Genomic DNA, 25903 nt, shown 5'->3' on the forward strand with positions numbered 1-25903 from the left:
GTGGCTCAAATCGAGGCTGTAGGCGCTCGCGAGATTCTGGATTCGCGTGGGAACCCGACCGTTGAGGTCGAGATCCTGCTCGAAGATGGCACGGTCAGCCGTGCCGCCGTGCCGTCCGGCGCATCCACCGGCGCATTCGAGGCGTACGAGCTTCGTGACGGGGACAAGGAGCGCTACCAGGGCAAGGGCGTGCTCAAGGCGGTCGACGCTGTGCTCGACGAGATCGGCCCGGCGATCGAAGGATTCGAGGCCGCCGACCAGCGCCTCGTCGACGCCGCGATGATCGAGCTCGACGGAACCGACAACAAGAAGCGCCTCGGCGCGAACGCCATCCTCGGTGTCAGCCTGGCCGTCGCCAAGGCCGCGGCCGACTCGGCCGACCTGCCGCTCTTCCGTTACATCGGCGGCCCCAACGCGCACACGCTGCCGGTGCCCCTCATGAACATCATCAACGGCGGTTCGCACGCCGACAACGACGTGGACATCCAGGAGTTCATGATCGTCCCGCTCGGAGCGGAGACCTTCAGCGAAGCGCTGCGCTGGGGTGTGGAGACGTACCACGCGCTCAAGGCGCTGCTCCAGTCGAAGGGTCTCTCGACCGGCCTCGGCGACGAAGGCGGCTTCGCCCCCAACCTGCCGAGCAACCGCGCGGCGCTCGACCTCATCGTCGAGGCGATCACCAACGCCGGCTACACCCCGGGCGAAGACATCGCCCTCGCGCTCGACTGCGCGGCGAGCGAGTTCTACAAGGACGGCTCCTACCACTTCGAAGGCAAGCAGCTGAGCGCTGAAGAACTCGTCGCCTACTACGGTGAGCTCGTCGCCGCCTACCCACTGGTCTCGATCGAGGACCCGCTCGAAGAAGACGACTGGGACGGCTACGTGCACCTCACCGCTGAGCTGGGCGGCAAGATCCAGATCGTCGGCGACGACCTCTTCGTCACCAACCCGGAGCGCCTCGCCAAGGGCCTCGAACTGGGCGCGGCCAACTCGATCCTCGTCAAGGTGAACCAGATCGGCACCCTCACCGAGACGCTCGACGCCGTGGCACTCGCCCAGCGCGCCGGCTACACCGCGATCCTCTCGCACCGGTCGGGTGAGACCGAGGACACGACCATCGCCGACCTCGCCGTCGCGACGGACGCCGGCCAGATCAAGACGGGTGCGCCGGCCCGTTCGGAGCGTGTCGCCAAGTACAACCAGCTGCTGCGCATCGAAGAGGAACTCGGCGAGGCCGCCGTCTACGCCGGCCGCCGCGCCTTCCCGCGCTTCACGGCGTAGGCACTTCGCAGACAGAGGGGTCAGCTTCCGATGGTGCGCCATCGTGCAACCAGCGGAGCTGACCCTTTTGTGCGCGCTGGGGCTCGCGCGACGAGGATCAGGGAAGGTCCAATCCGAACGCGAACATTCGAATAGAGCCGACTTGGCAGTCGTGGTCGCTAACGCGACCCGGAAAACGACCACAAGTGTCAGGTCGTAGGTATCCGGATCGGGTCCTCGACGTCGTGCGAAGCTCGACAGCGGTCCCGGCTTCGAGGCTCGCGCGACCGCACAGCCGGAAACCGGCCGCCGTCGCCGATAATGATTCGGCAGCAGCTTGTTGCCCGGCGCGAAAGCGTCGCACGACTTTGGAGGTACCGTGGCCAGGCCCCGAACCCGCCGAGTGCCGGTCGCCATGTCGGCCGAGACGGTGGCCGGCAGCTGGCTGCGAGGCATCCGTTTCTCCGGGTTCTCCCTCGTCATGATGGGGCTGCTGATCGTCGCCGTGGTCATCCTCGCGCCGACGCTGAGATCCCTCATCGAGCAGCGCCAGCAGATCGCCGACCAGCAGGCTGCCGTCGACCAGCTGAAATCGCAGGTCACCGACCTCAAATCGCAACGTGCCCGCTGGAACGATCCCAGCTACATCCGCGCCCAGGCCCGCGACCGCCTCTACTACGTGATGCCCGGCGAGGTGAGCTATCTTGTGATCGACGACCGGCCGCCCGCAGCGAAAGCCGCCGACCAGGGGCCGGTCAGCACGCAGATACAGGCGACGAAGACGGATTGGGTAGGCTCGCTGTTCGGCTCGTTCATGACCGCGGGCCTGAGCGACGCGACGCCCGCAGAGCTTTCCGGAGGCACCGGCACGAAACAGCCGCCTCCGGCCCCCGCACCGACACCAGGCAAGTAGACATGACAACCCCACCATTCGATCCGGCCACCGACCGGGACATCGCCATCGTCTCCGCACAACTCGGCCGACCCGCTCGCAACGTCATCGGTATCGCCGCCCGCTGCGTCTGCGGTGCGCCGACGGTGGTCGCCACGGCTCCGCGGCTCGACGACGGCACACCGTTCCCGACGCTCTACTACTTGAGCCACCCCGCGGCGACGGCGGCGCTCTCGTACCTCGAGGCGACACAGGTGATGAACGAATTCAACGAACTGCTCGAGAACGACGACGACCTGCGGGCGCACTACGCGGATGCTCACGCCGCCTACCTCGCCGACCGCGAGAGCATCGCCGAGGTACCTGAGATCGCCGGCATCTCGGCCGGCGGGATGCCTTCGCGCGTCAAATGCCTCCATGCACTCGGCGCCCACGCGCTCGCCGCGGGCCCCGGCGTCAATCCGATCGGCGATCTCGCCCTGGAGCGCGCGAACTGGTCGCCCTCCGTGTGCGAGTGCCTGGACTACTCGGTCGGATGATCCGCGCAGGCCGCGCCCTCGTCGCGCTCGCCGCAGGCGTCGTTCTCGCTCTGGGCGGCGCCACCGTCGCCCATGCCGACCAGGTTCGCAGCCTCGAATACTGGCTGAACGACTACGGCATCTCCCAGGCGTGGTCGACGACGCGCGGTGCTGGCGTGAAGGTCGCGATCATCGACACCGGTGTCGACGGCTCGGTGCCCGACCTGAGCGGGGCGGTGGTCGGGGGCACGGATGTATCTGGGATCGGCTCCGCCAACGGCCAGAAACCCCTCGGGTCGAGCGAAGACTCCGGACACGGTACGTGGGTGGCATCGCTTCTCGCCGGTCGCGGGACCGGTGGCGACAACGGCGTGATCGGGGTCGCGCCCGAGGCCTCCCTCCTGACCGTGTCCGTGTCGCTCGGAGCCTCGCCGTCGTCGGTCAGCAGCGACGACCAGATCGCGGATGGCGTGCGCTGGGCGGTCGACAACGGCGCCAAAGTCATCAACATGTCGCTCACCCGCAACACGCTCGACTGGCCCGAGAGCTGGGATTCCGCGTTCCAGTACGCGTTCGCGCACGACGTCGTCATCGTCGCCGCGGCCGGAAACCGGGGGAGCGGCACCACCGAAGTCGGTGCTCCGGCGACCATACCGGGCGTCCTCACGGTGGCCGGGGTCGACCGCAACGGCAAGGCCAGCTTCGACGCGTCCTCGCAGGGCATCACCATCGGAGTGTCCGCGCCCAGCGAGCAACTGGTGGGTGCGAATCCGGGCGGCGGGTACGTGCAGTGGGCGGGTACCAGCGGAGCTGCGCCCCTGGTGGCGGGAGCGGTCGCGCTCGTGCGGGCTGCGCATCCGGAGCTGAACGCAGCCAACGTCATCAACCGCATCATCTCGACCGCCCGGCCGGTCGGCTCGGTGCCGAGCCCGATCTACGGATACGGGCTGCTGAACGCGAACGCGGCGGTCACCGCATCCGTCGCTCCGGTCACCGCCAACCCCATGGGCGACCTGGGGCAATGGATCCACATCCACCGGCGTGCGCAGTCCTCGGAGACGCCCGCGCAGGGTTCGCAGGCTCCCGTTCCGACGAGCACGCCACGGGCTCTCAGCCCCGACCGCACCATCGCCGTCGGGCAGCTCGTGGTGCCGGGCTGGGATGCTCTGACCCTGTTCTGGATTCCCTTCACACTGCTCGCAGGATTCGTCGTCCTCGCTTCTCTCGGCGTAACGGGAGCGGTCCTGCATTTCAGGCGAGTGGGTCGCAGGGGGTAGATTGTCCCCATACTTTCGTCTTGAGGAGACCGTTCACTGTGCCCAAAATTCTGATCGTCGGCGGCGGCTACGCCGGGTTCTATACCGCGTGGAAGCTCGAGAAATGGCTGCGTAACGGCGAAGCCGAGGTCACGATGGTCGACCCGCTCCCGTACATGACGTACCAGCCGTTCCTCCCCGAGGTCGCTGTCGGGTCGATCGAGCCGCGTCACGCGGTCGTCGCCCACCGTCGCCACCTCAAGAAGACGAACGTCGTCACGGCCAAGGTCACGTACATCGACCACGCGAACAAGACGGCGACGATCGAGCCGCCCGTGGGCGAGCCGTGGCAGCAGGAGTACGACATCGTCGTGGTGACCGCGGGTGCCGTCTCGCGCACGTTCCCCATCCCCGGTGTCGCCGACCAGGCGATCGGCCTCAAGAACATCGAGGAAGCGATCGCCATCCGCGACCGCGTGCTCACCAACTTCGACAAGGCGGCCAACCTGCCCGCCGGTCCCGAGCGCGACCGTCTCCTCACGTTCGTCGTCGTCGGCGGCGGCTTCGCGGGCATCGAGATCTTCGCCGAGCTCCGTTCGTTCGCCAGCGCGCTGCTCAAGTTCTACCCGCAGCTGACGTTCGACGACACCCACTTCCACCTCATCGAGGCGATGGGCCGCATCATGCCCGAGGTGTCGCTGCCCACGAGCCACTGGGTGATCAAGAACCTGGCGCAGCGGGGTGCCGAGATCCACCTCGACACGCAGCTCTCGAGTGCAGTCGACGGGGTCATCGAGCTCTCCACCGGCGAGAAGTTCGAGACCGACCTCATCGTCTGGACGGCCGGCGTCATGGCCAACCCCAGCATCGTTCGCCACACCGACCTCCCGATCGAGGAGCGCGGCCGTCTCCAGGTTCGCGCTGACCTCCGCGTCGGTACCGAAGAGGACATCGTCAAGGACGCCTGGGGCGCCGGCGACATCTGCGCTGTGCCCGACCTCACCGGTGGCGGCGTCGGCGGCTTCACGGTTCCGAACGCGCAGCACGCCGTGCGTCAGGGCAAGCTGCTCGCGAAGAACCTCGTCGCCGACATGCGCGGAGAGCTGCCCCGCCAGTACTTCCACAAGAACCTGGGCGCCGTCGCGGGCCTCGGCCTCGGCATCGGTGTGTTCCAGGCTGGCAAGATCGCCGTCAAGGGCTTCATCGCCTGGCTGATGCACCGCGGCTACCACGGTCTGGCCATGCCGAGCTGGGAGCGCAAGATCCGCGTGTTCTGGGGCTGGATCAACAACTTCTTCCTCGGGCGCGACCTCGTGTCGCTCGCTGCAGCGCAGCACCCTCGCGCAGCGTTCGAAGAGTTCGCTGCTCGTCCCCGTCCGGCCGTCGAGGCCGCGCCCGCCCCGGCGCCCAAGGCCGTCAAAGCGCCGGCCCGGTCGCGCACGAAGACGGCGGAGCCTGCCGAAGTCACGGTGAAGTAGGTCTCTCGCGAAGGCCCGGGTCGACGAAGTCGCCCGGGCCTTTCGCGTGCGGAAGTCGCGTCAGCGCAAGCCGGCGGTGAACAGCGACAGTACCCGGCGGAGGTCGTCGCGCGTGTACCCGCTCTTGTTCGCCGCCCAGGCAAGCGAGCTGGCGAAGACGAACAGATCGTCGGGCAGCACGTCCACGCGCACCGCTCCTGCTGCCTGCGCCCGGTCGAGGAGCCGCGCCGTGGCGCTCTTCATCATGCTGCACGGGGCCGTCAGCGGAGAGGTCAAATCGTTGACCGCTTCGGCCACGGAGTCGGGCAAGCCGTCGTAGCTGCTGAGGTGTCGAGCCAACTCGATGAGCCAGTCGTCGAGGGCAGCGCCGGCATCGTCACGGACGAGCAACTCCTCGGCAGTCTCGTCGAGGGCCTGCCGGCTTTCGACCAGCGCGGCGGCGAGCAGGCACTCGCGGTTGGGGAAGTGGCGGTAGAGCGTGCCGGCGCCGACTCCGGCTCGCTTCGCGATGTCGTCGAGCGATGTGTGCACGCCGTGCTCGCTGAACGCCTCGCAGGCGACGGCGACGATTCTGTCGTAGTTGCGTTGGGCATCCACGCGCATCGGTCGCACGGGGGCAACTGTTTCGCCGGCCACGATCTTCCTTTCCACAATTCACTTCGTCGTCGTTGACAAAGCGGAGACAGTCTCCGTATATTCGTTCAAGAGGAGAGTCTCTCCGGATAACAGTGTACGTCCATCAGAAACGGATGCACCAGCATGACGACAACCGATCTCACACCGCACCCAGCAGAAGACGCAGAAGACACCATCGCTACCCCCATCGCACCCGTTGCACCCGCATCCGCCACCCGACCTGGCGCATCCGCCGCATCCGCCGGCTCCGACCGCCGCGCGCTCCGTGGCCCAGCCCTGGGGCTGGTCGTCGTGTTCATCACGCAGCTCATGCTCGTCGTGGACGCGAGCATCGTGAATGTCGCGCTGCCCGACATCCAGAAGGAACTGCACTTCTCGCCCACCGATCTGTCGTGGGTGGTCACGGCGTATGCGCTCGCTTTCGGCGGCCTGATCCTGCTGAGCGGCAAGATCGGTTCGATCGTCGGCGCCCGGCTAGCTCTCATGGTCGGTGTCGGACTCTTCATCGTCGCGAGCGCCCTCGGAGGTTTCGCGCCGACGGCCGAGATCCTGGTCGCCGCGCGAGTGCTGCAGGGTGTCGGGGCCGCGATCGCCGCCCCCAGCACCCTGGTGCTGCTGGTGGCGAACACCACCGAAGGCCAGAACCGTGCCAGGGCGATGTCGCTCTTCGTGCTGGCAGCCGGCAGTGGCGGGGCCATCGGGTTGATCCTCGGCGGCCTGCTCACCACTGGTTTCGGCTGGGAGTGGGTGATGTTCGTCAACGTGCCCATCGGCATCCTGATCATCGTCGGCGCAGCCCTGTTCCTGCACGAGACCGAGCGGGTCCCGGCGAAACTCGATCTGGGTGGCGCGGCCGCTTCGACGATCGGCATGGTCGCCCTGGTCTATGGCTTCACCCGCGCGGCCAGTCACAGCTGGACCGACCCGCAGGTGTTCATCTCGTTCGGTACCGCACTCGTCGCGCTCGTTGCGCTCATCTTTATCGAGCGGCGCCACATCAGCCCAGTCGTGCAACTGCACTTCTTCTCGACCATGCGCACGGCGGTTCCTCTGCTGGGTATGCTCCTCGTGCCGGCCGGAATGTTCGGCTTCTTCTACTTCGCGACCCTCTTCACCCAGCACGTGCTCGGGTTCGATCCGCTCGGCACCGGACTCGCGCTGCTGCCCTTCGTCGCCTCGATGCTCGTCACCAACGAGATCGCCCCGCGCGTGCTTCCTCGGATCGGCGAGAAGGTCGTGGGAGTCGTGGGTCTCAGTGGCATGGTGATCGGTCTCGTCTGGCTCGGGCAGCTCAACTCGTCGAGCACCTTCCTCAGCGGGTTGCTCGGCCCTGCGGTCGTGCTCGGCATCAGCGCGGGACTCACCTTCGCGCCGCTGACGTCGATCGCGATGGACCAGGCGCCTGAGGGCGAGGTCAGCGCAGCGTCGAGCCTGTTGCAGGGGATGCAGCAGCTGGGCGGCTCCGTCGGTGTCGCGGTGCTGACGACGATCTTCATCGCCCAGACGCTTGTCGGCGGCGAAGCGAAAGGCATCTCGACGACGCTGCTGGTCGGCGCGGCCTTTCCGGCGCTCGCTCTCGTGCTCTTCGCGATCTGGGGTCGCCGCATCCCGGTGAAGAGCGGTACGGATGATGGTGCCGGGGCATCGGAGCGGGCGAGCGTGGTGCTGCACTAGCCCGCAAGTCGGCCGGTCCGCTCTCGATAGGATCGAGGGCGGGCCCCCATAGCCCAATCGGCAGAGGCAGGCGACTTAAAATCGCCCAAGTGTGGGTTCGAGTCCCACTGGGGGTACTTCGTCGCATGAGCCTTCTCGAGAGCGGTTGCACCGAACACCCGATAACATCTGAGTGTGCGTTGGCGACAGGCGGCGGAGTTGCTCTCTATGACGCCCAAGCAGAAGCGCGTTCCGCCGGCCTCCAAGCAGACGAGCGATCATTACGGTCTAACTGCTGTGATCTTGGGGATCCTTGCGTTGATCGGGTCGCTTTTCCCCCTGATCGCCTATGACATCATCGGATGGGTTGCTGGAGCGGCAGTCATTTTCGGGATAGCCGGTTTCACCAGCCAAGGAATTAAGAAGACGATGGCGCTCACGGGGTTGGTCACCGGTGCCCTCGCCGCAACGGTCGTCATCGATAAGATCTTCGACTACTAATCGATTCGTGCTGCAAAGGCTGTTTGGACGCAACCTTCGGGCGTCTAACCGCCCCCCGCCACACCAACACCTGCCGCTGCTCCCAAAATAAGATGACTACAACCCCGCCTTGTCACGGCGGCGGAAGGAACGGCGAGCCACACCTACGCAGAGGACATAGACGAGCACCAGCGCTCTGCCAGCCGCCGTTGCAGCGACTGAGGCGTTCGCCGCTTCGGAGCCGGGCGACGCCTCCGCCAATTGCAATGCGCCAACTGCCTGAACCACGACGCCCGCGGCGAGCGCGATGCCGATGAGACACGCGACCCAATAGACGACGGTGCGCACTATTGCGCCTTGCACCTTGCGAAAAATAGCCAACACACATTAAAACCTAGGGTATTAATGGCCTAACGATCGTCGACACCTTGTTGCAGCGGCCGCCCGATGCGCCAGCGCCGGTTCCTGAGCGTTCTCTCAGGAAGGTCGGCGCCCGGGTAGACCGGCGAGTACCATCGCAGACGCCGACGAAGGCGCAACGCGGATGGGGGACATCATGGCGAATCCAGGACAACCGACGATCCAGCAAGGTGCGACGGGGAGGGTCGTCAGGCGACTTCAGCGGGCAATCCGCCGAACACCGAATCTTTCGCTTGTGGTCGACGGAATCTTCGGGCCGGCGACGCACGCCGCCGTGATCCAGTTCCAGCAAGGCAATCCGCCGCTGGTGGTCGATGGCATCGTGGGGCCACACACGTGGGCCGCGTTGCCCGACGGGGGACCCATGCCGGTTCTCTCCCTGGGCTCGACGGGAGACGCGGTGAAGAGCCTGCAGACGGTGCTGACGAACGGTGCTTCCCAATGGGGAGGCGTGACGCCTCAAGGGATCGACGGTATTTTCGGCCCGCACACCGAGGAGGCTGTCGAAGCGTTTCAGGCGTGGGGGCACGTCGTCGTCGATGGCGTGGTCGGCGACCAGACCTGGAGCGTCTCGCTCCACGCAGCGTCGGCAACCCTCGAGTCGGCGGTGGGCCTGCAGTACGTGATCGGTTGACGCCGGGCGGGCCGGCTCTCGCCCCTAGTGGTGGCCGAGCAGCCCGAGCAGCTGGGTGAAAAGCCAGAGCGTCTCGAAGTACATCAGGATCGCGACCCAGAACATCACGAGGTCGGGGAAGCGCGTGGAGAAGCCGGCGATGCGCGCACGCCGGGCGACGAGACTGGCGGCGATGATCCCGAACAGCGGCAGGAAGACGCCGAGCACGGCCGAGAGTGTGCTGGCGGTGGCGAGCCCTCCGGTGAGGGGTGCGGCCGGCCCAGCCGGCGCGGCTTCTGCGTGGGTGTCGGTCGGATGCAGGTCGGTCGTCGTTGCGGACATAGGCACAGTTTAGGGCCACGGATGCGTGCCATCCGAAGCCCCAATGATGGTACCTTGGTAATATGGTAACAATCGATCGGGTCCAGACCGGCGTGCGGATCGAGCGCCGGATCCTCAAGACGGCGAAGGGTCTCGCCGAGGCCCTCGACATCCCGCTGGGCGAGCTGCTCGAAGGCGTGCTGCTGCACTCATTCGAGGGCACGACGCCGTTCAGCAAGGCGACCATCCACAAGATCGAGTCCCTCAAGTCCGTCTACGACCTCGACCTGACGAGTGCGGATGCTCACCACCTCGACGAACCCACAGCCGACGATGAACTCGAGGACTTCTACGCAGGTCGCATCCGTACGCCCGGCTTCGTGCACCGCGACCACCTGCGCATGGCGTTCCTCGCCCTGGGCCGCGATCCCTTCTCCGTGGCGTTCGCGCGCTACTCGGAAGGCATCCGGCAGCTCGCAGTCCACGCCGGTCGACCCGAGAAGTTCAACCTGACGATCACGGGAGCGTTCCTCTCACTCATCGCCGAGCGTCTCACAGCGCATCCACCGAAGCAGCCGTATGCCGACTTCGAGGCGTTCATCGACGCCAATCCCGACCTTCTCGACACGGCATTGCTCGAGCGGTACTACACGCCGCAGCGACTCGCCTCAGCGCAGGCCAAGTCGGTCTACCTGCTGCCCGACCGGCCCAGATGATGGTCGCGGTACGGCGCCTTGATGAGCGCGACGAGGCAGGAGATCGCGAGCGCTCCGCCGACGATGATCACCAACCAGATGAATGCGATCAGCCAACCTTCCATGCCTGAACGCTACACCTCGCATCCGCTGCTGCCACAGTGCCGCGTCAGAGGGTTTCGCGCGCCGGGTCGCGGGCGGATACTGGGGAGATGTTGCGCGTCGGCTCGATCGTGTGGGGTGTGCGCGACGTGCCAGGTGCCATCCGGTTCTGGTCGGAAGCACTCGACTACCGCCCCCGCGACGAGGAGCCGTCGGACGACTGGGCGATCCTGGCGCCCAGGGAAGGCCACGGGCCGCAGTTGGCAATCACCGAGGTCTCCTCGCTCGCCGGCACGCACCAGCGGCATCACCTCGACCTGTACGCCTTCGACCAGGCTGAAGAGGTCGAGCGCCTGGTCAGCATCGGGGCGACCAGGGTCGACTGGGACTATGAGCCGGATGCGGACTACATCGTCCTCGCCGACCCCGACGGGAACCGCTTCTGCGTCGTCCAGGCCGGCGAGCTCGCCAACCATGGCTGAGCTCCGGTGAGCATCCGCGATGCCGAGGGCCGCCGGACGCGCTGCCCGTGCCTCAGCGGCGACCCGTATGACGTGTGCTGCGGGCCGATCCATCGTGGCCAGGCGGATGCACCGACCGCGGAACGCCTGATGAGGTCTCGATTCTCGGCGTTCGCGCTGGGGGACGCGGAGTACCTGCTCGCGTCCTGGCATCCGTCGACGCGCCCCGCCGGCCTCGAACTCGACCCGGGCCTGCGCTGGTACCGGCTCGACATCGTCGGCACCACGCGCGGCGGGATTCTCGACGAGGTCGGCACGGTGCACTTCCGCGCCTACTTCAAGGGCGACGCGATCGGCGTGCAGGAGGAGGACAGCCGGTTCGTCCGCGAGGGGCGCCGCTGGTTCTACGTCGACGGATCCACGGCGACGGTCTAAGACTGGCGCGCCGGTTCGACGAAACGCTCCCACAGCCAGAAGGCCACGCTGAACGCGGCGAACACGATGACGCCGACGACGAGGACGACTGACGCGGTGCCCGCGTTCCACAGGGCTTGCACCGGGAGCAGGAGCGCGAACAGCACGGTGTAGACCGCGAGGCTCAGGGCGACCCACACCCGTCGCGACCACAGGAAGACGGCACGCCCGGCCAGTGCTCCGACGGGAAGCAGACTGATACCGGCCGAACCGAGCGCGAGCAGAGTGATCGCGCCGGCGAGCTCGGTGACGAACGCGCTGAGCGGGTCAGACGGGTCGGGGATGAGGCCGAGAGCGAGCCAGGCGAGCACACCGACACCGGCGAGCCCGGCGACCTGCGCAGCGGCGAGCCGCCCCTGTGCCGAGCGCCGGACGGATTCGGCAGCTCCACCGGTGACGCCGGGCATGGCGACGGCGCCGACGAGGAGCCCGAAGAGGAGGGCGGGCTGAAGGTCGAAAATCCGGGATGCGACCGCGGCGACCGCGACGACCAGGAGGTTTCTGGGCTGGAAGGCGATCACCGCGTGAGCACCGGTCAGGTGAACGGATGCGAACCTCGGGATCGCGATCCAGGCCGCGTTGACGATCGCGAGGGCGATCAGTACGGCGATGAGGACGCGCACGTAGGTCCCGACGTCTCCGGCGGGGCTGGACCCGACGGGGCTGGAGAGAGTGACGAGGGCAGCGGCCGCGACGAATCCGGATCCGGCGGCGAGGCGACGCTGCAGGATGCCGGCCGGATGCGCATCCGGGTCCGCATCGGCCTCGACCTCCGAGCGTGGCCTGTTGCGTCCGAAGAAGCGGTGCCGTCCGGCGGCGGGGTGTTCCAGGCGGGCTCGGGCCAGTGTCGTGGCGAGGAGGCGGGCGGGCAGTGCCAGCAGCAGCAGGGCGGCCGCGGCGAGCAGGACGGATCGGAGCCAGCCCGGGATGGCGGCGGGCGCGATCGTCGGAGGTGTCGCATTCGTGAACTGGGATGCTCCCGACCAGGTCTGGAGCCCACCGTGCGTCGCGTGGGGTGGCCGCGCTGACGGTGTCGGCGAGCTCGGCGCGGTGGGGACGGGCTGTGCCGACTGGCCGGCCGAGCTCGACGGGCTGGGCGCCGGGCTGGCTGCGTGTGCCCCCGGAGCTGCCGGCGGCGCGGCCGCGAAGGTCAGGGTGATCGCCGCGCTCGCCGGACTGACATTGCCTGCAGGGTCGCTCTGGAGCGCAGAGACGGTGTAGCGCCCCGGCGGCAGTGTGCCGTTGCAGGACCACGCACCCTGTGCGACGATCGTGCGGCAGATCACCGCGGAGCCGGCATCGTCGCCTCCGTAGACGGTGACGTGCGCCCTGTTCTCGCCGGTTCCGCCGAACGCCCCGGCGCGACCGTGCGGCACGGTCGAGTTCGGCGCCGGCCAGGCGAGCTGTGGACGAGCGGGTGCGGTCGAGTCGATCGTGATGCCGACGGGTGTGCTGGCGCGGGAACTCTCCGTCGAGAACGGCGCCGTCTGGGTCGCCGACACGGCGTACGTCCCCGATGGCGGCGGCCCGCTCAGGACGCACGCCCACGACCCGGCTGAGTCGACCGGGAACGTGCAGGTCGCTCCGCCCGCAGCCGTCACGGTCACCGTCGCGCCCGGGTAGCCGGTGCCGTGCACTCCGCCGCTGGAGAGGAAGCCGTTGGAGCCGCCTGAGATGGTCGGCGGGGAGAGCACAGCCACGCTGACGCTGTCGGAGCGGTCGGTGTCGCCCGTGACGACGGCGCCGATGATGACATCGGGGCCGTCGCTGAGCGTCGGCACGGTGCACGACCAGACGGAGGCGGGGTCGACCGTCGCCTGGCACGCGGGACCGTGTGCATCGACGAAGACCCCGATGCGGTCGCCGGGGTTTCCGGTGCCGCTGACCGTGACCGTGCCCGTCGTCACGAGAGTGCCGGGAGCCGGCGAGGTGATCGTGGGCGAGCCGGGGGCCGGCGTCGCGGACGGGGGCGGGGGCGACGGCGCGGGTTCGGCGTGTGCGGCGCCCGGCGCTGTGGCTACCGAGAGCACAAGAGCGAGTGCGGTGGCGCTCAGAAGGAGTCCAGTCACCACCCCTGACCGAACCGGAACAACGTGAATCTGGAAGAACCTGTGCACCCTACCCCCCATTTCAGGTGTCATCAACGGGGATGTCAATGCACAGGGCGGACTTTCGTGCAGACTTTCGTGCATACTTGCATCTGGGTCAATCGTCCCAGTTCTTGCCCAGCGTCGAGCAGGAGAACCACATGACGCGTATCGCTGCCGCCGACCGGCGCGCCGCCCTCGTCCAGGCCGCCCTGCGGGTCGTGGCCGAACGCGGCGTCCAGGCGGCCACGACGCGCGCGATCGTGGCCGAAGCAGGCATGTCCCTCGCCAGCTTCCACTACGTCTTCACGTCGCGCGACGAACTGATGAGCGAACTCGTCGCGTTCGTCGTCGCACAGCAGGAACGCGCACTGGTGCCCGTGCTGACGCCCGGCGAAGGCCCGGCTGATCTCCGCGACGCGGTGCGGGCGGGCCTCCAGACCTACTTCGACGTCGTGCGCTCCGATCCGCAGCGCGAGAAGGCGATGTTCGAGCTCACGCACTACGCGATGCGATCGCCCGGACTCGAGCACCTGGCGCGACTCCAGTACCGCAGCTACTACGCGCTCGCGGAGAACGCGCTCGCCGTCGCATCCGAGCTCACCGGCGCGGACTGGGACCGCCCGCTCAATGACATCGCCACCCTGCTGGTCGTCCTGACCGACGGCCTCACCATCTCCTGGCTCGTCAACCGCGACGATGCGGCCGTGGAATCCATCCTGGATTTCGCCGCCGACGCCGTCGCACGCCTTGCCACCATCCCATCGACCGCGAGGACTCCATGACAGAAACCCAGACGACGGCCGTCTTCGCCGAACCGACCCGCAAGGTCACCGGGCGGTGGATCGCCTTCTTCGCGATCGCCTGGCTCGGGATCTGGATGGCGCAGCTCGCGCCGGTGCAGAAGCTGCTGCCCGAGCAGATCACCGCCCAGCTCAAGACCACGTACTGGGTCGACAACGTCGTCGCCTTCGGCATCATCTCGGGGATCTCCGGCGTCTGCGCCATCATCGCCTACCCGCTGACGGGTGCGCTCTCCGACCGTACGACCAGTCGCTTCGGGCGGCGCCGGCCGTGGATCGCGATCGGGACGCTCGTCTTCGCGATCTCGCTCATCGTGCTGGGAGCACAGACGACGATCGTCGGCATCGGCGTCTTCTGGTCGCTCGCCCTCACCGGTTTCTGCATCCTGACCGCCGCGCTCACCGCTACGATCAGCGACCAGGTGCCCGTCAACCAGCGCGGCTACGTCTCCGGCTGGCTGAGCGCGCCGCAGGCGATCGGGATCATCCTCGGCGTCATGCTGGTGACCTACGTGTTCGTCGGAACCTTTGTCGGCTACGCGGCGATGGCGGTGCTCCTCGTCGTGCTGGTGACGCCGTTCCTGTTCCTGCCGGATGCCGTGCTGCCGGTCGAACTCAAAGAGAAGATGACCGCACGCGGCGTCGTGCAGAGCCTGTGGATCAGCCCGCGCCAACACCCCGACTTCGGCTGGACGCTCCTCAGCCGCGTGCTCGTCAACTTCGGCAACGCGTTCGGGACGACGATGCTGCTCTACTTCCTGCAGTTCGGCCTGCACGACAAGCACGCCGACGACGACCTGCTGACGCTCATCCTGATCTACATGGTCTTCGTGATCATCGCGTCGCTGGCGCTCGGGCGTCTCTCCGACCGGCTCGGCCGGCGCAAGGCGTTCGTCTTCATCTCGTCCGCGCTGCAGGGTGTCGCGGCCCTCCTGCTCGCATTCCTCCCCGATTTCACGGTGGCGATGGTCGCGGCCGGCCTGCTCGGTCTCGGCTACGGATGCTTCCTCTCCGTCGACCAGGCGCTCGCGACTCAGGTGCTGCCCGACCCCGAATCGCGGGGCAAGGATCTCGGGATCATGAACATCGCCACCGCCGTCCCCCAGGCGATCGCCCCGCTGATCGGCGCCGGTGTCGTCGCCATGATGGGCGGATTCGTCGGCCTGTTCGTCATGTCCGGTGTCTTCGCGTTCGCGGGTGCTCTCGCGGTCGCCCGAGTGAAAGCAGTCCGCTAGTGCCTACGACCACCCTCGACCTGTCGGTCGCGCCCGTCGCTTCCGCCCGAACGTGGACCCGGCTCGGTACGTACTGGCCGTCGCTCACGGCGGCGACCGCGCACCTCGACCCCGCGCTCGCGGTCATCCAGCTCGACGCGCTTCGCCACAACACCCACGACATGCTGCGGCGTGCTGGAGGCAAGCCGATCCGCGTGGCATCGAAATCGGTGCGGGTGCGCGACGTGCTCGATGCGGTGCTGGCGGTTCCCGGCTACCACGGCGTGCTCGCCTACACCCTCGCCGAGGCGCTGTGGCTGGCCAAGGGATCGGACGGGCATCCGCCGATCGAGGATGTCGTGGTCGGCTACCCGACCGCCGACCGCGCAGCCATCGCCGAACTCGCGCATTCGCCCGAGCTCGCAGCGCGCGTGACCCTGATGGTCGACTCGCTCGCACAGCTCGACCTGATCGACAGCGTGGCCCCGGCGTCGGTGCGCGAAACCATCCGGGTGTGCCTGGAGCTCGACTCGTCGTGGCAGCACCCGGTGCTCGGCCACATCGGGGTGTGGCGGTCGCCGGTCTTCACCGCGGAGGACGCCCGGGCGCTCGCTGCGAAGATCGTCGCCCGTCCGGGGTTCGCGCTGGTCGGCATGATGGGGTACGAAGCCCAGATCGCCGGACAGGGGGACAAGCCCGCCGGCCGTGCCGCCTGGGGCGCCACCCTGCGCTGGGTGCAGAAGAACTCCAAAGCCGAGCTGGCCGAGCGGCGCGCGCAAGCCGTGGCCGCGGTGCGTGAGGTCGCAGACCTCGAATTCGTGAACGGGGGCGGGACCGGCTCGCTCGAGTTCACATCCTCGGATGCGTCGGTCACCGAGATCGCGGCGGGCAGCGGACTGTTCGGCGGTCACCTCTTCGACAACTACCAGTCCTTCCGCCCGGCGCCCGCAGCGGCGTTCGCGCTCTCCGTCGTGCGCAAGCCGACCCCCGCGACGGCGACCCTGCTCGGCGGCGGATGGATCGCATCCGGACCCGCAGGAGACGACCGGCTTCCACGTATCACCTGGCCGACCGGCCTGTCGATGGTGCCCAGGGAGATGGCGGGCGAAGTGCAGACGCCGGTGACCGGGGCCGCGGCCGGCGTCCTCAAGGTCGGCGACCGCGTCTGGCTGCGCCACACCAAGTCGGGCGAGCTGAGCGAACACGTGAACGAGTTCCACCTCGTTGAGGGTGACACGGTCACCGGCACCGCCCTGACGTACCGGGGCGAAGGGAAGGCGTTCCTGTGACGGCGACCGGGGCGACCTGGCGCAACTGGGCGAGAAGCGAGAAGGTCCGGCCTGCGCGCGTCGAACGTCCCTCCAGCGCCGAGGCGGTCCAGCGCGCCGTCGCCGCAGCGATCCGGCAGGGGATGCACGTCAAAGCCGTCGGGGCCGGCCACAGCTTCACCGGCATCGCGGTGGCGCCCGGCGTCCAGCTCGAACTCGGCGACCTGCGTGGCGTGCTCGCCGTCGACGAAGCGCGCGGACGGGTCACCCTTGCGGCCGGCACCAACCTCTACCAGTTGCCGGAGCTGCTCCTGCCGTACGGTCTGGCGCTGGAGAACATGGGCGACATCGACCGGCAGACCATTGCGGGCGCGACCTCGACGGGAACCCACGGCACCGGCGGCAGCTTCGGCGGGCTCGCGACCCAGATCGTCGCGCTCACCATCGTGACCGGCACGGGTGACGTGCTCACCATCAGCGAGACCGAGAACGCCGAGCTGCTGCCCGCGGCGCGGCTCGGATTGGGTGCCCTCGGCGTGATCGTCGACATCACCCTGCAATGCGTCCCGGCCTTCCTCCTCCAGGCGGTCGAACGCCCGGAACCGCTCGAAGAGACCCTCGACAGCTACCTGGACCGGTCCTCGATGGAAGACCACTTCGAGTTCTACTGGTTCCCGCACACCGAGACGGCCCTGACCAAGACGAACAGCAGGCTTCCGTTCGGCGCGGAACGCCGGCCGCTCGGCAGGGTCGGCCGCTGGGTGGACGACGAGCTTCTCGGCAACGGCGTGTACCGCGGAGTGTGCGCGACCGGCACGGCTGTGCCCGCCATCGTGCCGCCCTTCAGCCGGCTGGCCCAGAAGCTCACCGGCAACCGGGATTTCACCGACTACTCGCCGCGGGTGTTCGTGACGAACCGCGCGGTGCGTTTCCGGGAGATGGAGTACGCGATTCCCCGCGAGGCGGTACCGGATGCGCTCCGTGAGGTGAAATCCCTCATCGAGCGCCGTGGATGGCGCATCTCGTTCCCCATCGAAGTGCGCTCCGCCGCGGCGGACGAGAACTGGCTGTCGACCGCCCACGCCCGCGCATCCGGATATATCGCAGTCCACCGGTACTTCAGGGAGAATCCCGAAGAGTACTTCCGCGCAGTCGAGGAGATCATGATGGCGTACGACGGCCGACCCCACTGGGGCAAGATGCACTACCGCGACGCCGAATCGCTGCGGGCCACCTACCGGCGCTTCGACGATTTCATCGCCGTGCGCGACAGGCTCGACCCTGAACGCGTCTTCGCCAACGACTACCTCACCAGGGTTCTGGGAGCATGAGCGCACCCCGGCGGCCGGACGCGCACTGGCGCGAGCGCGCCCGTGAACTCGGCGAGCGCATCCCGGCAGGTTTCCGCGTCGGAGTCGCGACGGCTGCCTTCCAGATCGAAGGGGCGACCCATGAAGGCGGGCGAGGGGAGTCGGACTGGGACGTCTTCACCCACCAGCCCGGCCGCATCCTCGGCGGATCGAACGCCGACGTGGCGACCGACCACTATCACCGACTCGGCGAAGACGTCCGGCTCATGGCCGACCTGGGGGTGGACTCGTACCGGTTCTCGCTGGCCTGGCCGCGCATCCAGCCCGGAGGTCGCGGCGGCGGCAATCACGACGGGATCGCGTTCTACGACCGCCTGATCGACGAACTGCTCGCGGCCGGGATCCGGCCGATGGCCACCCTCTTCCACTGGGACACCCCGATCGAACTGCGCGGTGGCTGGCTTTCGCGCGACACGGCCCACCGGTTCGCCGACTACGCGTTCCTCGCGGCCGAGGCGTTCGGCGACCGGGTCGAGTCGTGGGTCACCATCAACGAGCCTGCCACGGTCACGCTCAACGGGTATGCGCTCGGCGTCCACGCGCCCGGGCACACGCTGCTGTTCGACTCCCTTCCCGCTGCCCACCACCAGCTGCTCGGGCACGGACTCGCGGTCGGTGCGTTGCGCGACGCCGGGGTAGTGGGGCGGATCGGCATCACGAACGTGCACTCCCCGGTCGAGCCGGCCGCCGACGGTGAGGAGGACGGGGCATTCGCTGCGCTTTTCGATGTCATCCACAACCGGGTCTTCGCCGACCCGGTCCTGCTCGGGCGCTACCCGGAGGCGCCCGAGCCGTTCCGCGAGCTGTTCGGGGTGTTCGACGAGGTCGATCCGGACGACCTCGCCGTCATCTCGGCGCCTCTCGACTTCTACGGCCTGAACTACTACTTCCCGTCTCGGGTCGCCGCCGGCGCCGGCGACGCCGACTCGCCCGACGGCGAGGCGGAAGCGATGCGATCGCTCCCGTTCCACCTGGAGCCGTGGCCGGAGTTCGACCGGACCGGATTCGGCTGGCCGATCGCCCCCGACTATCTCGGGGTCGCGCTGGGTGAGATGCGCGACCGGTACGGCGACCGGCTCCCGCCCGTGGTCATCACCGAGGGTGGGGTGAGCTTCCCCGACGCGGTTGCGGAGGGAGCCCGGCCGGAGGACCCTGTGGATGACCGCGCCAGGATCGAATACCTCGGCGACCACATCGCGGCCGCCCTCGACGCGGTCGCCCCCGGCGGCCGCGCGGAGGGGGTCGACCTGCAGGGGTACCACGTATGGTCGCTTCTCGACAACTTCGAATGGGCGGCCGGATACACGCAGCGGTTCGGCATCGTGCACGTCGATTTCGACACCAGGGACCGCGCGCCCAAGCGCTCGTACGGGTGGCTGCGCGAGGTGCTGGGGTCCCGGAACTGAGACCCCCAATCCGGGTGAGCGCGGCTCGAGTGAATCTTGACAACTGCTCAGTTCGGCTGGAACACTCCCCACTAGCCGTCAAGCTCTGCCGTCATCCGACCGACCGCGGGTGACGGCAGCGAAACGACTGTGGCGTCGAGCCTCCTGGTGTCGGGCACTCAGGAGGTCGACGCCACAGCGTCGCTCGGCTAGGCGGTGCGGCGCTGCAGTGTCAGCGAGCCGACGATGATCGCAGCAACGGCGAACGCACCGATGATGAGCAGCTGTCCGCCGATGTAGGCGGCGTCGTGCGAATCGGTCGCCACCGCGTTGAGCGCGTCGATCGCGTGGGAGAGCGGAAGCCAGTCGCTGATGATCTCCAGCCCCTCGGGCAGCTGATCGCGCGGGATGAAGATCCCGCCGAGCAGGACCTGCGGAAACACGAGCAGCGGCATGAACTGCACCACCTGGAACTCGGTCCGGGCGAATGCGCTCGCGAACAGGCCGAGCGTCGTGCCGAGGATGGCGTCGGCGAGGGCGACCGCGAGCAGCAGCCACACGCTTCCTTTGATCGTGAGGCCGCAGACCCAAGTGGCGTACCCGACGGCGACCACCGACTGCACGATCGCGAGCAGTCCGAATGCGAGCGTGTAGCCGAGGATGAAGTCCGCGCGCCCCAACGGCATCGACAGCAGCCGTTCGAGCGTGCCGGTGCGACGTTCGCGCAGGGTCGTGATGCTCGTGACCAGGAACATCACGATGAAAGGGAAGAGCGCCAGCATGGCCGGCCCGATGGTCTGGAACATGTTCGTGTCGGTGAAGATCCAGGCGACGAGCCCGATGAGGAGGCTCGGCACGACGACGAGCAGGCCGATGGTGCGCGGGTCGTGCCGGATCTGAGTGAGTACCCGGCCGGCGGTGGCGAAGGTGCGGGTGAGAGTCACTGTTCCGCTCCTTGCTCGAGGTGCTTCGGATGCCGCCTGATCAGCGCCAGGAACGCGCTCTCGGTGTCGAGGGCGCCGGTCGCGGCGAGCAGGCCGGCAGGGGTCTCGTCGGCGAGGATCTCGCCGTCGCGCATGAGGAGCAGCCGATCGCAGCGGGTCGCCTCGTCCATGACGTGGCTCGAGACGAGGAGGCTCGTGCCGACGCCCGCGAGCCGGTGGAAGAGGTTCCAGAGGTCGACGCGCAGCAGCGGGTCGAGCCCGACCGTCGGCTCGTCGAGCACCAGCACTTCGGGTACTCCGAGGAGTGCAGCGGCGAGCGAGACCCGGCTTCGCTCCCCGCCCGACAGTGTGGAGACGAGCTGCGACGCATGAGCGCCGAGGTCGGTCGCTTCGATCACCCGGTCGATGTCGTCTTTGGGAGCGCCGAGCACGCTGCGGAAGTAGGAGAGGTTCTGCCGCACGGTGAGGTCGTCGTAGACGCTCGCCGACTGGGTGACATAGCCGATCCGGTGCCGGAGGGATGCGGAACCCGCGACGTCCCCGAGCACCGTCACCGTGCCTCCCGCGATCTTCTGGACCCCCACGATGGATCGCATGAGCGTCGTCTTGCCGCAGCCGCTCGGGCCGAGCAGGCCGATCACCTGGCCGCGCGGGATCGTGAGCGACAGGCCGTCGAGCACCACCTTCTTGCCGCGGCGGACCCGAAGACCGTCGATCACGATCGCAGTGTCCGGAGAATTCATCATGTGCTGAATTATTCGCTGGTGGGAACGGCCACGTCAAGGGCCGGTAACGGCTGCCCGGTGCCGAACAGATGCCACTGGACGACCGGCCCGACGCGGCGTACGAGTTCCTCGGTCGGCGTGCTCGCGATCGGCTCCAGGCGCAGGACGAAGCGCGTCATCATGACGCCGACGAGCTGGGCGGCGGCGAGGTTGGCGCGCAGGTCCGCATCCGGGCTCGCGCTCGCCGCGGCGAGCCGCTGGAACACCTCGCGCACGAGGAACTCCTTCAGCATGCGGCTGCCGGGTCCGCTCCCGACGGCTGTGCGGAGGATGGCCACGATCCGCGCCTGGGCCTTCTGCTCCTCGAGCTGTTCGAGCAGGTAGCGCACGATGCTGGTCCCGACGTCCTCGCGGGGACCGGCGAGGATGACCGTGATCGCCCGGTCCGGACGAAGCGGCGCCTCGAGCGTCGCCGTGAACAGGTCGGCCTTGTCCTCGAAATAGTGGTGAACCAGGGCGGAGTCGACCCCGGCGCGTCTCGCGATCGCGCGCAGCGAGGCCGCCTCATAGCCGCGGTCGGCGAACTCCTCGGTCGCCGAGCGGATGATCGCAGCCTTCGTCGACGCACCGGAGCGTGTGCCGGCACGCGGTCTTCCGCGCCTGCGTCTGGGCGTCGCATCCGTCGCATCGCTCACGAGACGAAAGCGTAGTACCGGATGTTCGTGAAGGAGTTGCTTTGAGTGTGGTGGGAAGCCCGTGGGAGCCAGGTCCACCCCGGATATGATGAACATCGCGCGACGAATGCGCCACACACTCAAGGAGTTTCTGCCATGGATTGGCTCATCCCGGTCATCATCGTCGTCGTCATCGTCGCGATCATCGGGATCTACCTGTGGGCGACGTACAACTCGCTGGTCACGCTGAACGTTCGCGTCGACGAGGCGTGGAGCGACATCACCGTCCAGCTGAAGCGTCGTGCCGACCTCATCCCCAATCTGATCGAGACGGTCAAGGGGTACGCATCGCACGAGCGCGGCGTCTTCGAGTCGGTCACCAAGGCGCGCGCAGAGACGCTTTCGGCGCAGGGCCCGGCGGAGGCCTCTGTCGCTGAGAACCACATCCAGGCGGCGTTACGCAGCATCTTCGCGGTCGCCGAGGCCTACCCGCAGCTGCAGGCGAGCCAGAACTTCCTGCGCCTGCAGGCCGACCTGGTCGATACCGAAGACAAGATCCAGGCTTCCCGCCGTTTCTACAACGGCGGTGTTCGCGAGCTGAACACCAAGATCAAGGTGTTCCCGAACAGCATCTTCGCCAAGCGACTCGGCTTCAGCGCGCGTGACTTCTTCGAGGTCAGCGACGTCGCGGCGATCGCCGAACCGCCCCGCGTGCAGTTCTAGCGGCAGGCGGCAATGTATAGAGCAATCGCCAGGAACAAGCGCAACACGGTCATCACCATCCTGCTGTTCCTGTTGATCATCGGCGGCCTCGGCTGGCTCGCGAGCGTCATCTACAACAACACGACGATCGTCATCATCACCCTGGTGGTCGCGGTGCTGTACGCGATCTTCCAGTACTACCTGGCGAGCAGCCAGGCGCTGAGCATGTCGGGCGCGATCGAGATCCAGAAGGCCGACAATCCGCGCCTGTGGAATGTCGTCGAGAACCTCTCGATCGCCACGGGCACCCCGATGCCGAAGGTCTACATCGTCAACGACCCTGCACCGAACGCGTTCGCGACCGGCCGCGATCCCCAGCATGCGGCGGTCGCCGCGACTACCGGCCTCCTCGACATCATGACGGACTCCGAGCTGGAGGGCGTGATGGCTCACGAGCTCGGCCATGTGCGCAACTACGACATCCGTCTGTCGATGATCGTGTTCGGGCTCACCGTCGCCGTCGGCTTCATCGCCGACATGTTCCTCCGGATGGCGTTCTTCGGCGGCCTCGGCGGCGGGCGCAACAACAACAACAGCGGTGGCGGTGGCGGCGGGGGGAACCCGATCGTGATCGTCTTCGGTCTGGTCGCACTCATCATCGCTCCGCTCGTCGCGACGCTCGTCCAGCTCGCGGTCTCGCGGCAGCGCGAGTATCTGGCGGATGCGACGGGAGCGATGACGACACGCCACCCGGATGCGCTCGCCAGCGCCCTGCTGAAGCTCCAGGACTACGGGCGGCCGATGCGCCGCCAGAATTCGTCGATGGCGCACCTGTGGATTGCAGACCCGCTGAAGCCGAGCCTGATGAGCCGCCTGTTCAGCACGCATCCGCCGATCCCCGAGCGCGTCGAGCGTCTCGAGAAGATGGGCAGCACCTTCTAAAGGCTGGCTGCCAGCGCGGGTGCGAGGTCGCCTCGACCGCTGACCGTGATCGCGCTCAGGCCCTGCCACGCAGCGGTCTCGTGCAGCAGACCGGCCACGCGCTCGGCGGTACCGTCGGGAGCGTTCGGTTCGGTCCAGGCGGCCTGCACGCGCAACACCCCGGCCTGGCGGTCGCTCTTCAGATCGATGCGGCCGACGATCCGGTCGTCGAGGAGGATGGGCAGCACGTAATAGCCGTAGACGCGTTTCGGCTCCGGCGTGTAGATCTCGATGCGGTAGTGGAAGTCGAACATGCGCAGTGCGCGATCGCGATACCAGACCACCGGATCGAACGGTGAGAGCAGCGCGGTCGCCGCGAGCCGACGAGGCCGACGTGCGTCGCGATGCACCCACACCTTCTCGGGTTTTCCGTTGCGCTCCCAGCCCTGCACGGTCACGGGCTCCAGTTCGCCCGACTCCTCCAGCTCACGAACGGCGACAGCGGCCGGGGCGCGTTTGATTCGGAAGTAGTCGGCCAGATCGCCGAGGGTCCCGATGCCGTGAGCGAGGACGGAGCGCCGGATCAGCTCCCGGATCGCGTCGGCGTCGCCGACCTCCCGATCGAGGATCTCGGCTGGAATCACGTTCTCGACGAGCGCGTACCGCCGCTGGAAGCGGGTTCGGCCCGCGATGGCGACCTCGCCGAAGTAGAACATGTACTCGAGCGCCTGCTTCACGTCGGACCAGCCCCACCAGGGACCGGTGCGCTTGTTCGCGTCGTGCTCGATCTCGCCGGCAGCGAGCGGGCCGTTCGCCGCGAGTTCCGCGCGCAGCCACTCGACCGTCGACCGGTTGCGCTGGAACCAGCCGTCTTCGGGGTCGCGGTAACGGCGGCGGTAGTCGCGCATCCGCCACCGGAACAGCGCCCAGTCCTCACGGTTGATCAGTGCCGCCTCGTGGGCCCAGTACTCGGTGTGCGGTGCCTTCGCCTCGAATGCGATGCGATCGAGGATGGTCTTGTCATAGGCGCCGAGCCGCGCGAACACCGGCAGGTAGTGACTGCGCTCGAAGACGTTCACCGAGTCGATCTGCAGCACGTTCAGGCGGTCGACGAGGCCGTTCAGGTGCCGGGCGGAGACGACCGCCGGGCGTGGACGCCCGAACCCCTGGGCGGCGAGGGCGATGCGGCGCGCGCCCGCCGACGAAATCTTCTCAACCATCGCCATGACACTACCGGCAACCTCGGACACCGCCGGGCCATCCGACATGGAGCATTCGCCGTCCATTCACCTTCCGCGCCCGAAACGGTAACTCTCGGCCGACAGCATGACCCGAGGATCGATCCTGCGGTGTTGCACGGTTCGCGACACAGCGCGAGTCGGCCGTGGGCGTTCCGAGGAGGCACCCTTGACCACCAAGCGCACGATCGCGGCAGTCTCGCTCGCGACCATCGCGGCCCTCGCGCTCGCCGGTTGCTCGGCCGCGGCCGCCGGCACGGCCGCAACCAGCAAGGTCGACGCGTCGAAGGCGACCAGCGCCGCAGACGTCGGCGGACTCGACAAGCTGGTCGCCGCGGCGAACGCCGAAGGCCAGCTCAACGTCATCACCCTTCCGCCCTCCTGGGCGAACTACGGCAAGATCATCGACGGGTTCAAGAAGAAGTATCCGAAGATCACGATCAATTCGGCGAACCCGAACGGTTCGAGCGCCGACGAGGTCGCCGCAGCGAAGTCGCAGAAGGGCCAGGCCACGGCTCCTGACGTCTTCGACCTCGGTACCGCCGTGCTCGACCAGAACCTCGATCTCTTCGCCCCGTACAGGGTCGCGAACTGGGCCGACATCCCCGCTGACTTCAAGGATGCGTCGGGCAAGTGGTACTACGACTACACGGGCCTGATGTCGATCGGCTACGACTCCAAGCAGATCACGAAGGCGCCGTCCTCCCTCGACGACCTCCTCGGCTCGTCGTACAAGGGCAAGGTGGCCATCAAGGGCAACCCGACCCAGGCGAACGAAGCGGCCAGTGCCGTCTACCTCGCAGCGCTCGAGAGCGGCGGCTCCGCCGACAACATCCAGCCGGGTGTCGACTTCTTCGGCAAGCTGAAGAAGGCGGGCAACTTCCTCTCGGTCCTGCCGACGCAGGCGACGGTGAACTCGGGGGAGACCCCCGTCGTCATCCAGTGGAGCTACAACAACCTGGCCTGGGGCCCGGACGGCGGATCGGCCGGTAACCCGAACTGGAAGACGATCGTCCTGCCCGGCAGCGCGCTCGGCAGCTACTACAACCAGGCGATCAACGTGGATGCACCGCACCCCGCTGCTGCTCGCCTCTGGGAGGAGTACCTGTACACGCCCGAGGTGCAGAACCTGTTCCTCGCGTCCGGCGCGTACCCGTCGACCCTCGCCGCCACGCAGAAGAACAAGACCGTCGACGACCAGGTGCTGAAGAGCGTCGGCGAGCCGCCCGCGGACTTCGTGCAGCTGACCGCCGACCAGGCCGCCGCGGCCTCCAAGGTGCTGTCGGGCAACTGGGCCAAGGCCGTCGGCTGAC

Annotated in this window: 28 protein-coding genes and 1 tRNA gene; 20 read left to right on the plus strand and 9 right to left on the minus strand. The window is 67.8% G+C overall.

The annotated features are described in order from the left end of the window. The 5 genes from eno to G3T36_RS15140 all read left to right on the plus strand — a co-directional run bounded on the left by eno (position 1) and on the right by G3T36_RS15140 (position 5404). Positions 1-1281, plus strand: coding sequence for a phosphopyruvate hydratase (eno, locus tag G3T36_RS15120; protein ID WP_163290636.1), 1281 nt, complete (start codon positions 1-3; stop codon positions 1279-1281). A gap of 358 nt (positions 1282-1639) precedes the next feature. After that, positions 1640-2173, plus strand: a complete 534-nt coding sequence (locus tag G3T36_RS15125) for a septum formation initiator family protein (protein ID WP_163290637.1) — start codon at positions 1640-1642, stop codon at positions 2171-2173. 2 nt (positions 2174-2175) lie between these two features. After that, positions 2176-2691: a DUF501 domain-containing protein gene (locus G3T36_RS15130; protein WP_163290638.1), complete on the plus strand. Its 516-nt coding sequence runs from the start codon at positions 2176-2178 to the stop codon at positions 2689-2691. Next, positions 2688-3947, plus strand: a complete 1260-nt coding sequence (locus G3T36_RS15135; protein ID WP_163290639.1) for a S8 family serine peptidase — start codon at positions 2688-2690, stop codon at positions 3945-3947. The genes G3T36_RS15130 and G3T36_RS15135 overlap by 4 nt, the downstream gene beginning before the upstream one ends. A 38-nt stretch (positions 3948-3985) precedes the next feature. Continuing rightward, positions 3986-5404, plus strand: coding sequence for an FAD-dependent oxidoreductase (locus tag G3T36_RS15140; protein WP_163290640.1), 1419 nt, complete (start codon positions 3986-3988; stop codon positions 5402-5404). A 60-nt stretch (positions 5405-5464) separates the two neighbouring features. On the opposite strand, the gene G3T36_RS15145 is transcribed toward G3T36_RS15140, so the two are convergent. Beyond that, complete coding sequence (locus tag G3T36_RS15145; protein ID WP_163290641.1) at positions 5465-6040, minus strand: SbtR family transcriptional regulator; 576 nt, start codon at positions 6038-6040, stop codon at positions 5465-5467. A gap of 123 nt (positions 6041-6163) precedes the next feature. Here G3T36_RS15145 and G3T36_RS15150 point away from each other — a divergent pair, with 123 nt between their 5' ends. The 3 genes from G3T36_RS15150 (at position 6164) to G3T36_RS15160 (ending at position 8194) form a co-directional block, all read left to right on the plus strand. Next, positions 6164-7714 (plus strand): DHA2 family efflux MFS transporter permease subunit, encoded by a 1551-nt coding sequence (locus G3T36_RS15150; RefSeq protein ID WP_163290642.1) that lies wholly within the window; start codon positions 6164-6166, stop codon positions 7712-7714. A gap of 42 nt (positions 7715-7756) precedes the next feature. Further along, positions 7757-7830 (plus strand) — tRNA-Leu (locus G3T36_RS15155). Between the two features lie 91 nt (positions 7831-7921). Further along, positions 7922-8194 (plus strand): hypothetical protein, encoded by a 273-nt coding sequence (locus G3T36_RS15160; RefSeq protein ID WP_163290643.1) that lies wholly within the window; start codon positions 7922-7924, stop codon positions 8192-8194. A gap of 96 nt (positions 8195-8290) precedes the next feature. Here G3T36_RS15160 and G3T36_RS15165 read toward each other — a convergent pair whose 3' ends face one another. Then, positions 8291-8521 (minus strand): hypothetical protein, encoded by a 231-nt coding sequence (locus tag G3T36_RS15165; protein ID WP_163290644.1) that lies wholly within the window; start codon positions 8519-8521, stop codon positions 8291-8293. Positions 8522-8729: 208 nt separating this feature from the next. Here G3T36_RS15165 and G3T36_RS15170 point away from each other — a divergent pair, with 208 nt between their 5' ends. Further along, entirely contained in the window at positions 8730-9227 is a 498-nt protein-coding gene (locus tag G3T36_RS15170) for a peptidoglycan-binding domain-containing protein (protein WP_163290645.1), read from the plus strand. Between the two features lie 24 nt (positions 9228-9251). Here G3T36_RS15170 and G3T36_RS15175 read toward each other — a convergent pair whose 3' ends face one another. Continuing rightward, entirely contained in the window at positions 9252-9548 is a 297-nt protein-coding gene (locus G3T36_RS15175) for a hypothetical protein (RefSeq protein WP_163290646.1), read from the minus strand. A 62-nt stretch (positions 9549-9610) separates the two neighbouring features. Between G3T36_RS15175 and G3T36_RS19600 the strand changes: the two genes are divergently transcribed. Then, positions 9611-10243: a hypothetical protein gene (locus G3T36_RS19600; protein WP_205245071.1), complete on the plus strand. Its 633-nt coding sequence runs from the start codon at positions 9611-9613 to the stop codon at positions 10241-10243. Here the strand turns inward: G3T36_RS19600 and G3T36_RS20025 are convergent. Further along, the gene (locus G3T36_RS20025) at positions 10216-10347 is read right to left on the minus strand and encodes a hypothetical protein (protein ID WP_275690020.1); all 132 of its coding nucleotides are present in this window, start codon (positions 10345-10347) and stop codon (positions 10216-10218) included. The two genes, G3T36_RS19600 and G3T36_RS20025, sit on opposite strands and share 28 nt — an antisense overlap. An 87-nt stretch (positions 10348-10434) precedes the next feature. On the opposite strand from G3T36_RS20025, the gene G3T36_RS15185 reads away from it, so the two are divergent. Both G3T36_RS15185 and G3T36_RS15190 read left to right on the plus strand, forming a co-directional pair. Beyond that, positions 10435-10806 carry a VOC family protein gene (locus G3T36_RS15185; RefSeq protein WP_163290647.1) on the plus strand — a complete coding sequence of 124 codons (372 nt, stop codon included), beginning with the start codon at positions 10435-10437 and terminating at the stop codon, positions 10804-10806. Between the two features lie 6 nt (positions 10807-10812). Continuing rightward, positions 10813-11220, plus strand: a complete 408-nt coding sequence (locus G3T36_RS15190; protein WP_338031599.1) for a YchJ family protein — start codon at positions 10813-10815, stop codon at positions 11218-11220. Here G3T36_RS15190 and G3T36_RS15195 read toward each other — a convergent pair. Beyond that, a complete protein-coding gene (locus tag G3T36_RS15195) occupies positions 11217-13328 on the minus strand; it encodes a hypothetical protein (RefSeq protein ID WP_163290648.1) in 2112 nt (703 codons plus the stop codon). The genes G3T36_RS15190 and G3T36_RS15195 overlap by 4 nt on opposite strands. Before the next feature lie 179 nt (positions 13329-13507). Here G3T36_RS15195 and G3T36_RS15200 point away from each other — a divergent pair, with 179 nt between their 5' ends. From G3T36_RS15200 to G3T36_RS15220, 5 genes are read left to right on the plus strand one after another with little or no spacing between them, the layout of a single operon-like run. Continuing rightward, positions 13508-14131, plus strand: coding sequence for a TetR/AcrR family transcriptional regulator (locus G3T36_RS15200; protein WP_163290649.1), 624 nt, complete (start codon positions 13508-13510; stop codon positions 14129-14131). Beyond that, on the plus strand, positions 14128-15384 hold the full coding sequence (locus tag G3T36_RS15205; RefSeq protein WP_163290650.1) for an MFS transporter: 1257 nt from the start codon (positions 14128-14130) through the stop codon (positions 15382-15384). Before G3T36_RS15200 ends, G3T36_RS15205 begins: the two co-directional genes overlap by 4 nt. Beyond that, positions 15384-16652: an amino acid deaminase/aldolase gene (locus tag G3T36_RS15210; RefSeq protein WP_163290651.1), complete on the plus strand. Its 1269-nt coding sequence runs from the start codon at positions 15384-15386 to the stop codon at positions 16650-16652. The genes G3T36_RS15205 and G3T36_RS15210 overlap by 1 nt, the downstream gene beginning before the upstream one ends. Further along, positions 16649-17962 (plus strand): D-arabinono-1,4-lactone oxidase, encoded by a 1314-nt coding sequence (locus G3T36_RS15215; protein WP_163290652.1) that lies wholly within the window; start codon positions 16649-16651, stop codon positions 17960-17962. Before G3T36_RS15210 ends, G3T36_RS15215 begins: the two co-directional genes overlap by 4 nt. Next, on the plus strand, positions 17959-19407 hold the full coding sequence (locus G3T36_RS15220; protein WP_163290653.1) for a GH1 family beta-glucosidase: 1449 nt from the start codon (positions 17959-17961) through the stop codon (positions 19405-19407). Before G3T36_RS15215 ends, G3T36_RS15220 begins: the two co-directional genes overlap by 4 nt. A gap of 188 nt (positions 19408-19595) precedes the next feature. Here G3T36_RS15220 and G3T36_RS15225 read toward each other — a convergent pair whose 3' ends face one another. Genes G3T36_RS15225 through G3T36_RS15235 form a run of 3 tightly spaced genes read right to left on the minus strand, consistent with a single transcriptional unit; the run spans position 19596 to position 21750 of the window. Beyond that, positions 19596-20330, minus strand: coding sequence for an ABC transporter permease (locus tag G3T36_RS15225; RefSeq protein ID WP_163290654.1), 735 nt, complete (start codon positions 20328-20330; stop codon positions 19596-19598). Next, positions 20327-21076, minus strand: a complete 750-nt coding sequence (locus tag G3T36_RS15230) for an ABC transporter ATP-binding protein (protein WP_163290655.1) — start codon at positions 21074-21076, stop codon at positions 20327-20329. The genes G3T36_RS15225 and G3T36_RS15230 overlap by 4 nt, the downstream gene beginning before the upstream one ends. Before the next feature lie 8 nt (positions 21077-21084). Beyond that, positions 21085-21750, minus strand: coding sequence for a TetR/AcrR family transcriptional regulator (locus G3T36_RS15235; protein WP_338031600.1), 666 nt, complete (start codon positions 21748-21750; stop codon positions 21085-21087). Positions 21751-21885: 135 nt separating this feature from the next. On the opposite strand from G3T36_RS15235, the gene G3T36_RS15240 reads away from it, so the two are divergent. Both G3T36_RS15240 and G3T36_RS15245 read left to right on the plus strand, forming a co-directional pair. Continuing rightward, positions 21886-22452 (plus strand): LemA family protein, encoded by a 567-nt coding sequence (locus G3T36_RS15240; protein WP_163290656.1) that lies wholly within the window; start codon positions 21886-21888, stop codon positions 22450-22452. Between the two features lie 12 nt (positions 22453-22464). Next, the gene (locus tag G3T36_RS15245; RefSeq protein WP_163290657.1) at positions 22465-23373 is read left to right on the plus strand and encodes a M48 family metalloprotease; all 909 of its coding nucleotides are present in this window, start codon (positions 22465-22467) and stop codon (positions 23371-23373) included. On the opposite strand, the gene G3T36_RS15250 is transcribed toward G3T36_RS15245, so the two are convergent. Next, positions 23370-24572, minus strand: a complete 1203-nt coding sequence (locus tag G3T36_RS15250) for a winged helix-turn-helix domain-containing protein (RefSeq protein ID WP_163290658.1) — start codon at positions 24570-24572, stop codon at positions 23370-23372. The two genes, G3T36_RS15245 and G3T36_RS15250, sit on opposite strands and share 4 nt — an antisense overlap. A gap of 187 nt (positions 24573-24759) precedes the next feature. Between G3T36_RS15250 and G3T36_RS15255 the strand changes: the two genes are divergently transcribed. Then, on the plus strand, positions 24760-25902 hold the full coding sequence (locus G3T36_RS15255; protein ID WP_163290659.1) for an ABC transporter substrate-binding protein: 1143 nt from the start codon (positions 24760-24762) through the stop codon (positions 25900-25902). Position 25903 lies beyond the last annotated feature (1 nt).

It is taken from the genome of Leifsonia tongyongensis (assembly GCF_010686705.1).
GTDB lineage: Bacteria > Actinomycetota > Actinomycetes > Actinomycetales > Microbacteriaceae > Diaminobutyricibacter > Diaminobutyricibacter tongyongensis.

Coding starts and splice junctions, on each gene's coding strand:
- G3T36_RS15130 (WP_163290638.1), top strand. CDS start 2,176: ATGACAACCCCACCATTCGATCCGGCCACCGACCGGGACATCGCCATC.
- G3T36_RS15135 (WP_163290639.1), top strand. CDS start 2,688: ATGATCCGCGCAGGCCGCGCCCTCGTCGCGCTCGCCGCAGGCGTCGTT.
- G3T36_RS15150 (WP_163290642.1), top strand. CDS start 6,164: ATGACGACAACCGATCTCACACCGCACCCAGCAGAAGACGCAGAAGAC.
- G3T36_RS15160 (WP_163290643.1), top strand. CDS start 7,922: ATGACGCCCAAGCAGAAGCGCGTTCCGCCGGCCTCCAAGCAGACGAGC.
- G3T36_RS15170 (WP_163290645.1), top strand. CDS start 8,730: ATGGCGAATCCAGGACAACCGACGATCCAGCAAGGTGCGACGGGGAGG.
- G3T36_RS15175 (WP_163290646.1), bottom strand. CDS start 9,548: ATGTCCGCAACGACGACCGACCTGCATCCGACCGACACCCACGCAGAA.
- G3T36_RS19600 (WP_205245071.1), top strand. CDS start 9,611: ATGGTAACAATCGATCGGGTCCAGACCGGCGTGCGGATCGAGCGCCGG.
- G3T36_RS20025 (WP_275690020.1), bottom strand. CDS start 10,347: ATGGAAGGTTGGCTGATCGCATTCATCTGGTTGGTGATCATCGTCGGC.
- G3T36_RS15185 (WP_163290647.1), top strand. CDS start 10,435: ATGTTGCGCGTCGGCTCGATCGTGTGGGGTGTGCGCGACGTGCCAGGT.
- G3T36_RS15200 (WP_163290649.1), top strand. CDS start 13,508: ATGACGCGTATCGCTGCCGCCGACCGGCGCGCCGCCCTCGTCCAGGCC.
- G3T36_RS15205 (WP_163290650.1), top strand. CDS start 14,128: ATGACAGAAACCCAGACGACGGCCGTCTTCGCCGAACCGACCCGCAAG.
- G3T36_RS15220 (WP_163290653.1), top strand. CDS start 17,959: ATGAGCGCACCCCGGCGGCCGGACGCGCACTGGCGCGAGCGCGCCCGT.
- G3T36_RS15230 (WP_163290655.1), bottom strand. CDS start 21,076: ATGATGAATTCTCCGGACACTGCGATCGTGATCGACGGTCTTCGGGTC.
- G3T36_RS15240 (WP_163290656.1), top strand. CDS start 21,886: ATGGATTGGCTCATCCCGGTCATCATCGTCGTCGTCATCGTCGCGATC.
- G3T36_RS15245 (WP_163290657.1), top strand. CDS start 22,465: ATGTATAGAGCAATCGCCAGGAACAAGCGCAACACGGTCATCACCATC.
- G3T36_RS15250 (WP_163290658.1), bottom strand. CDS start 24,572: ATGGTTGAGAAGATTTCGTCGGCGGGCGCGCGCCGCATCGCCCTCGCC.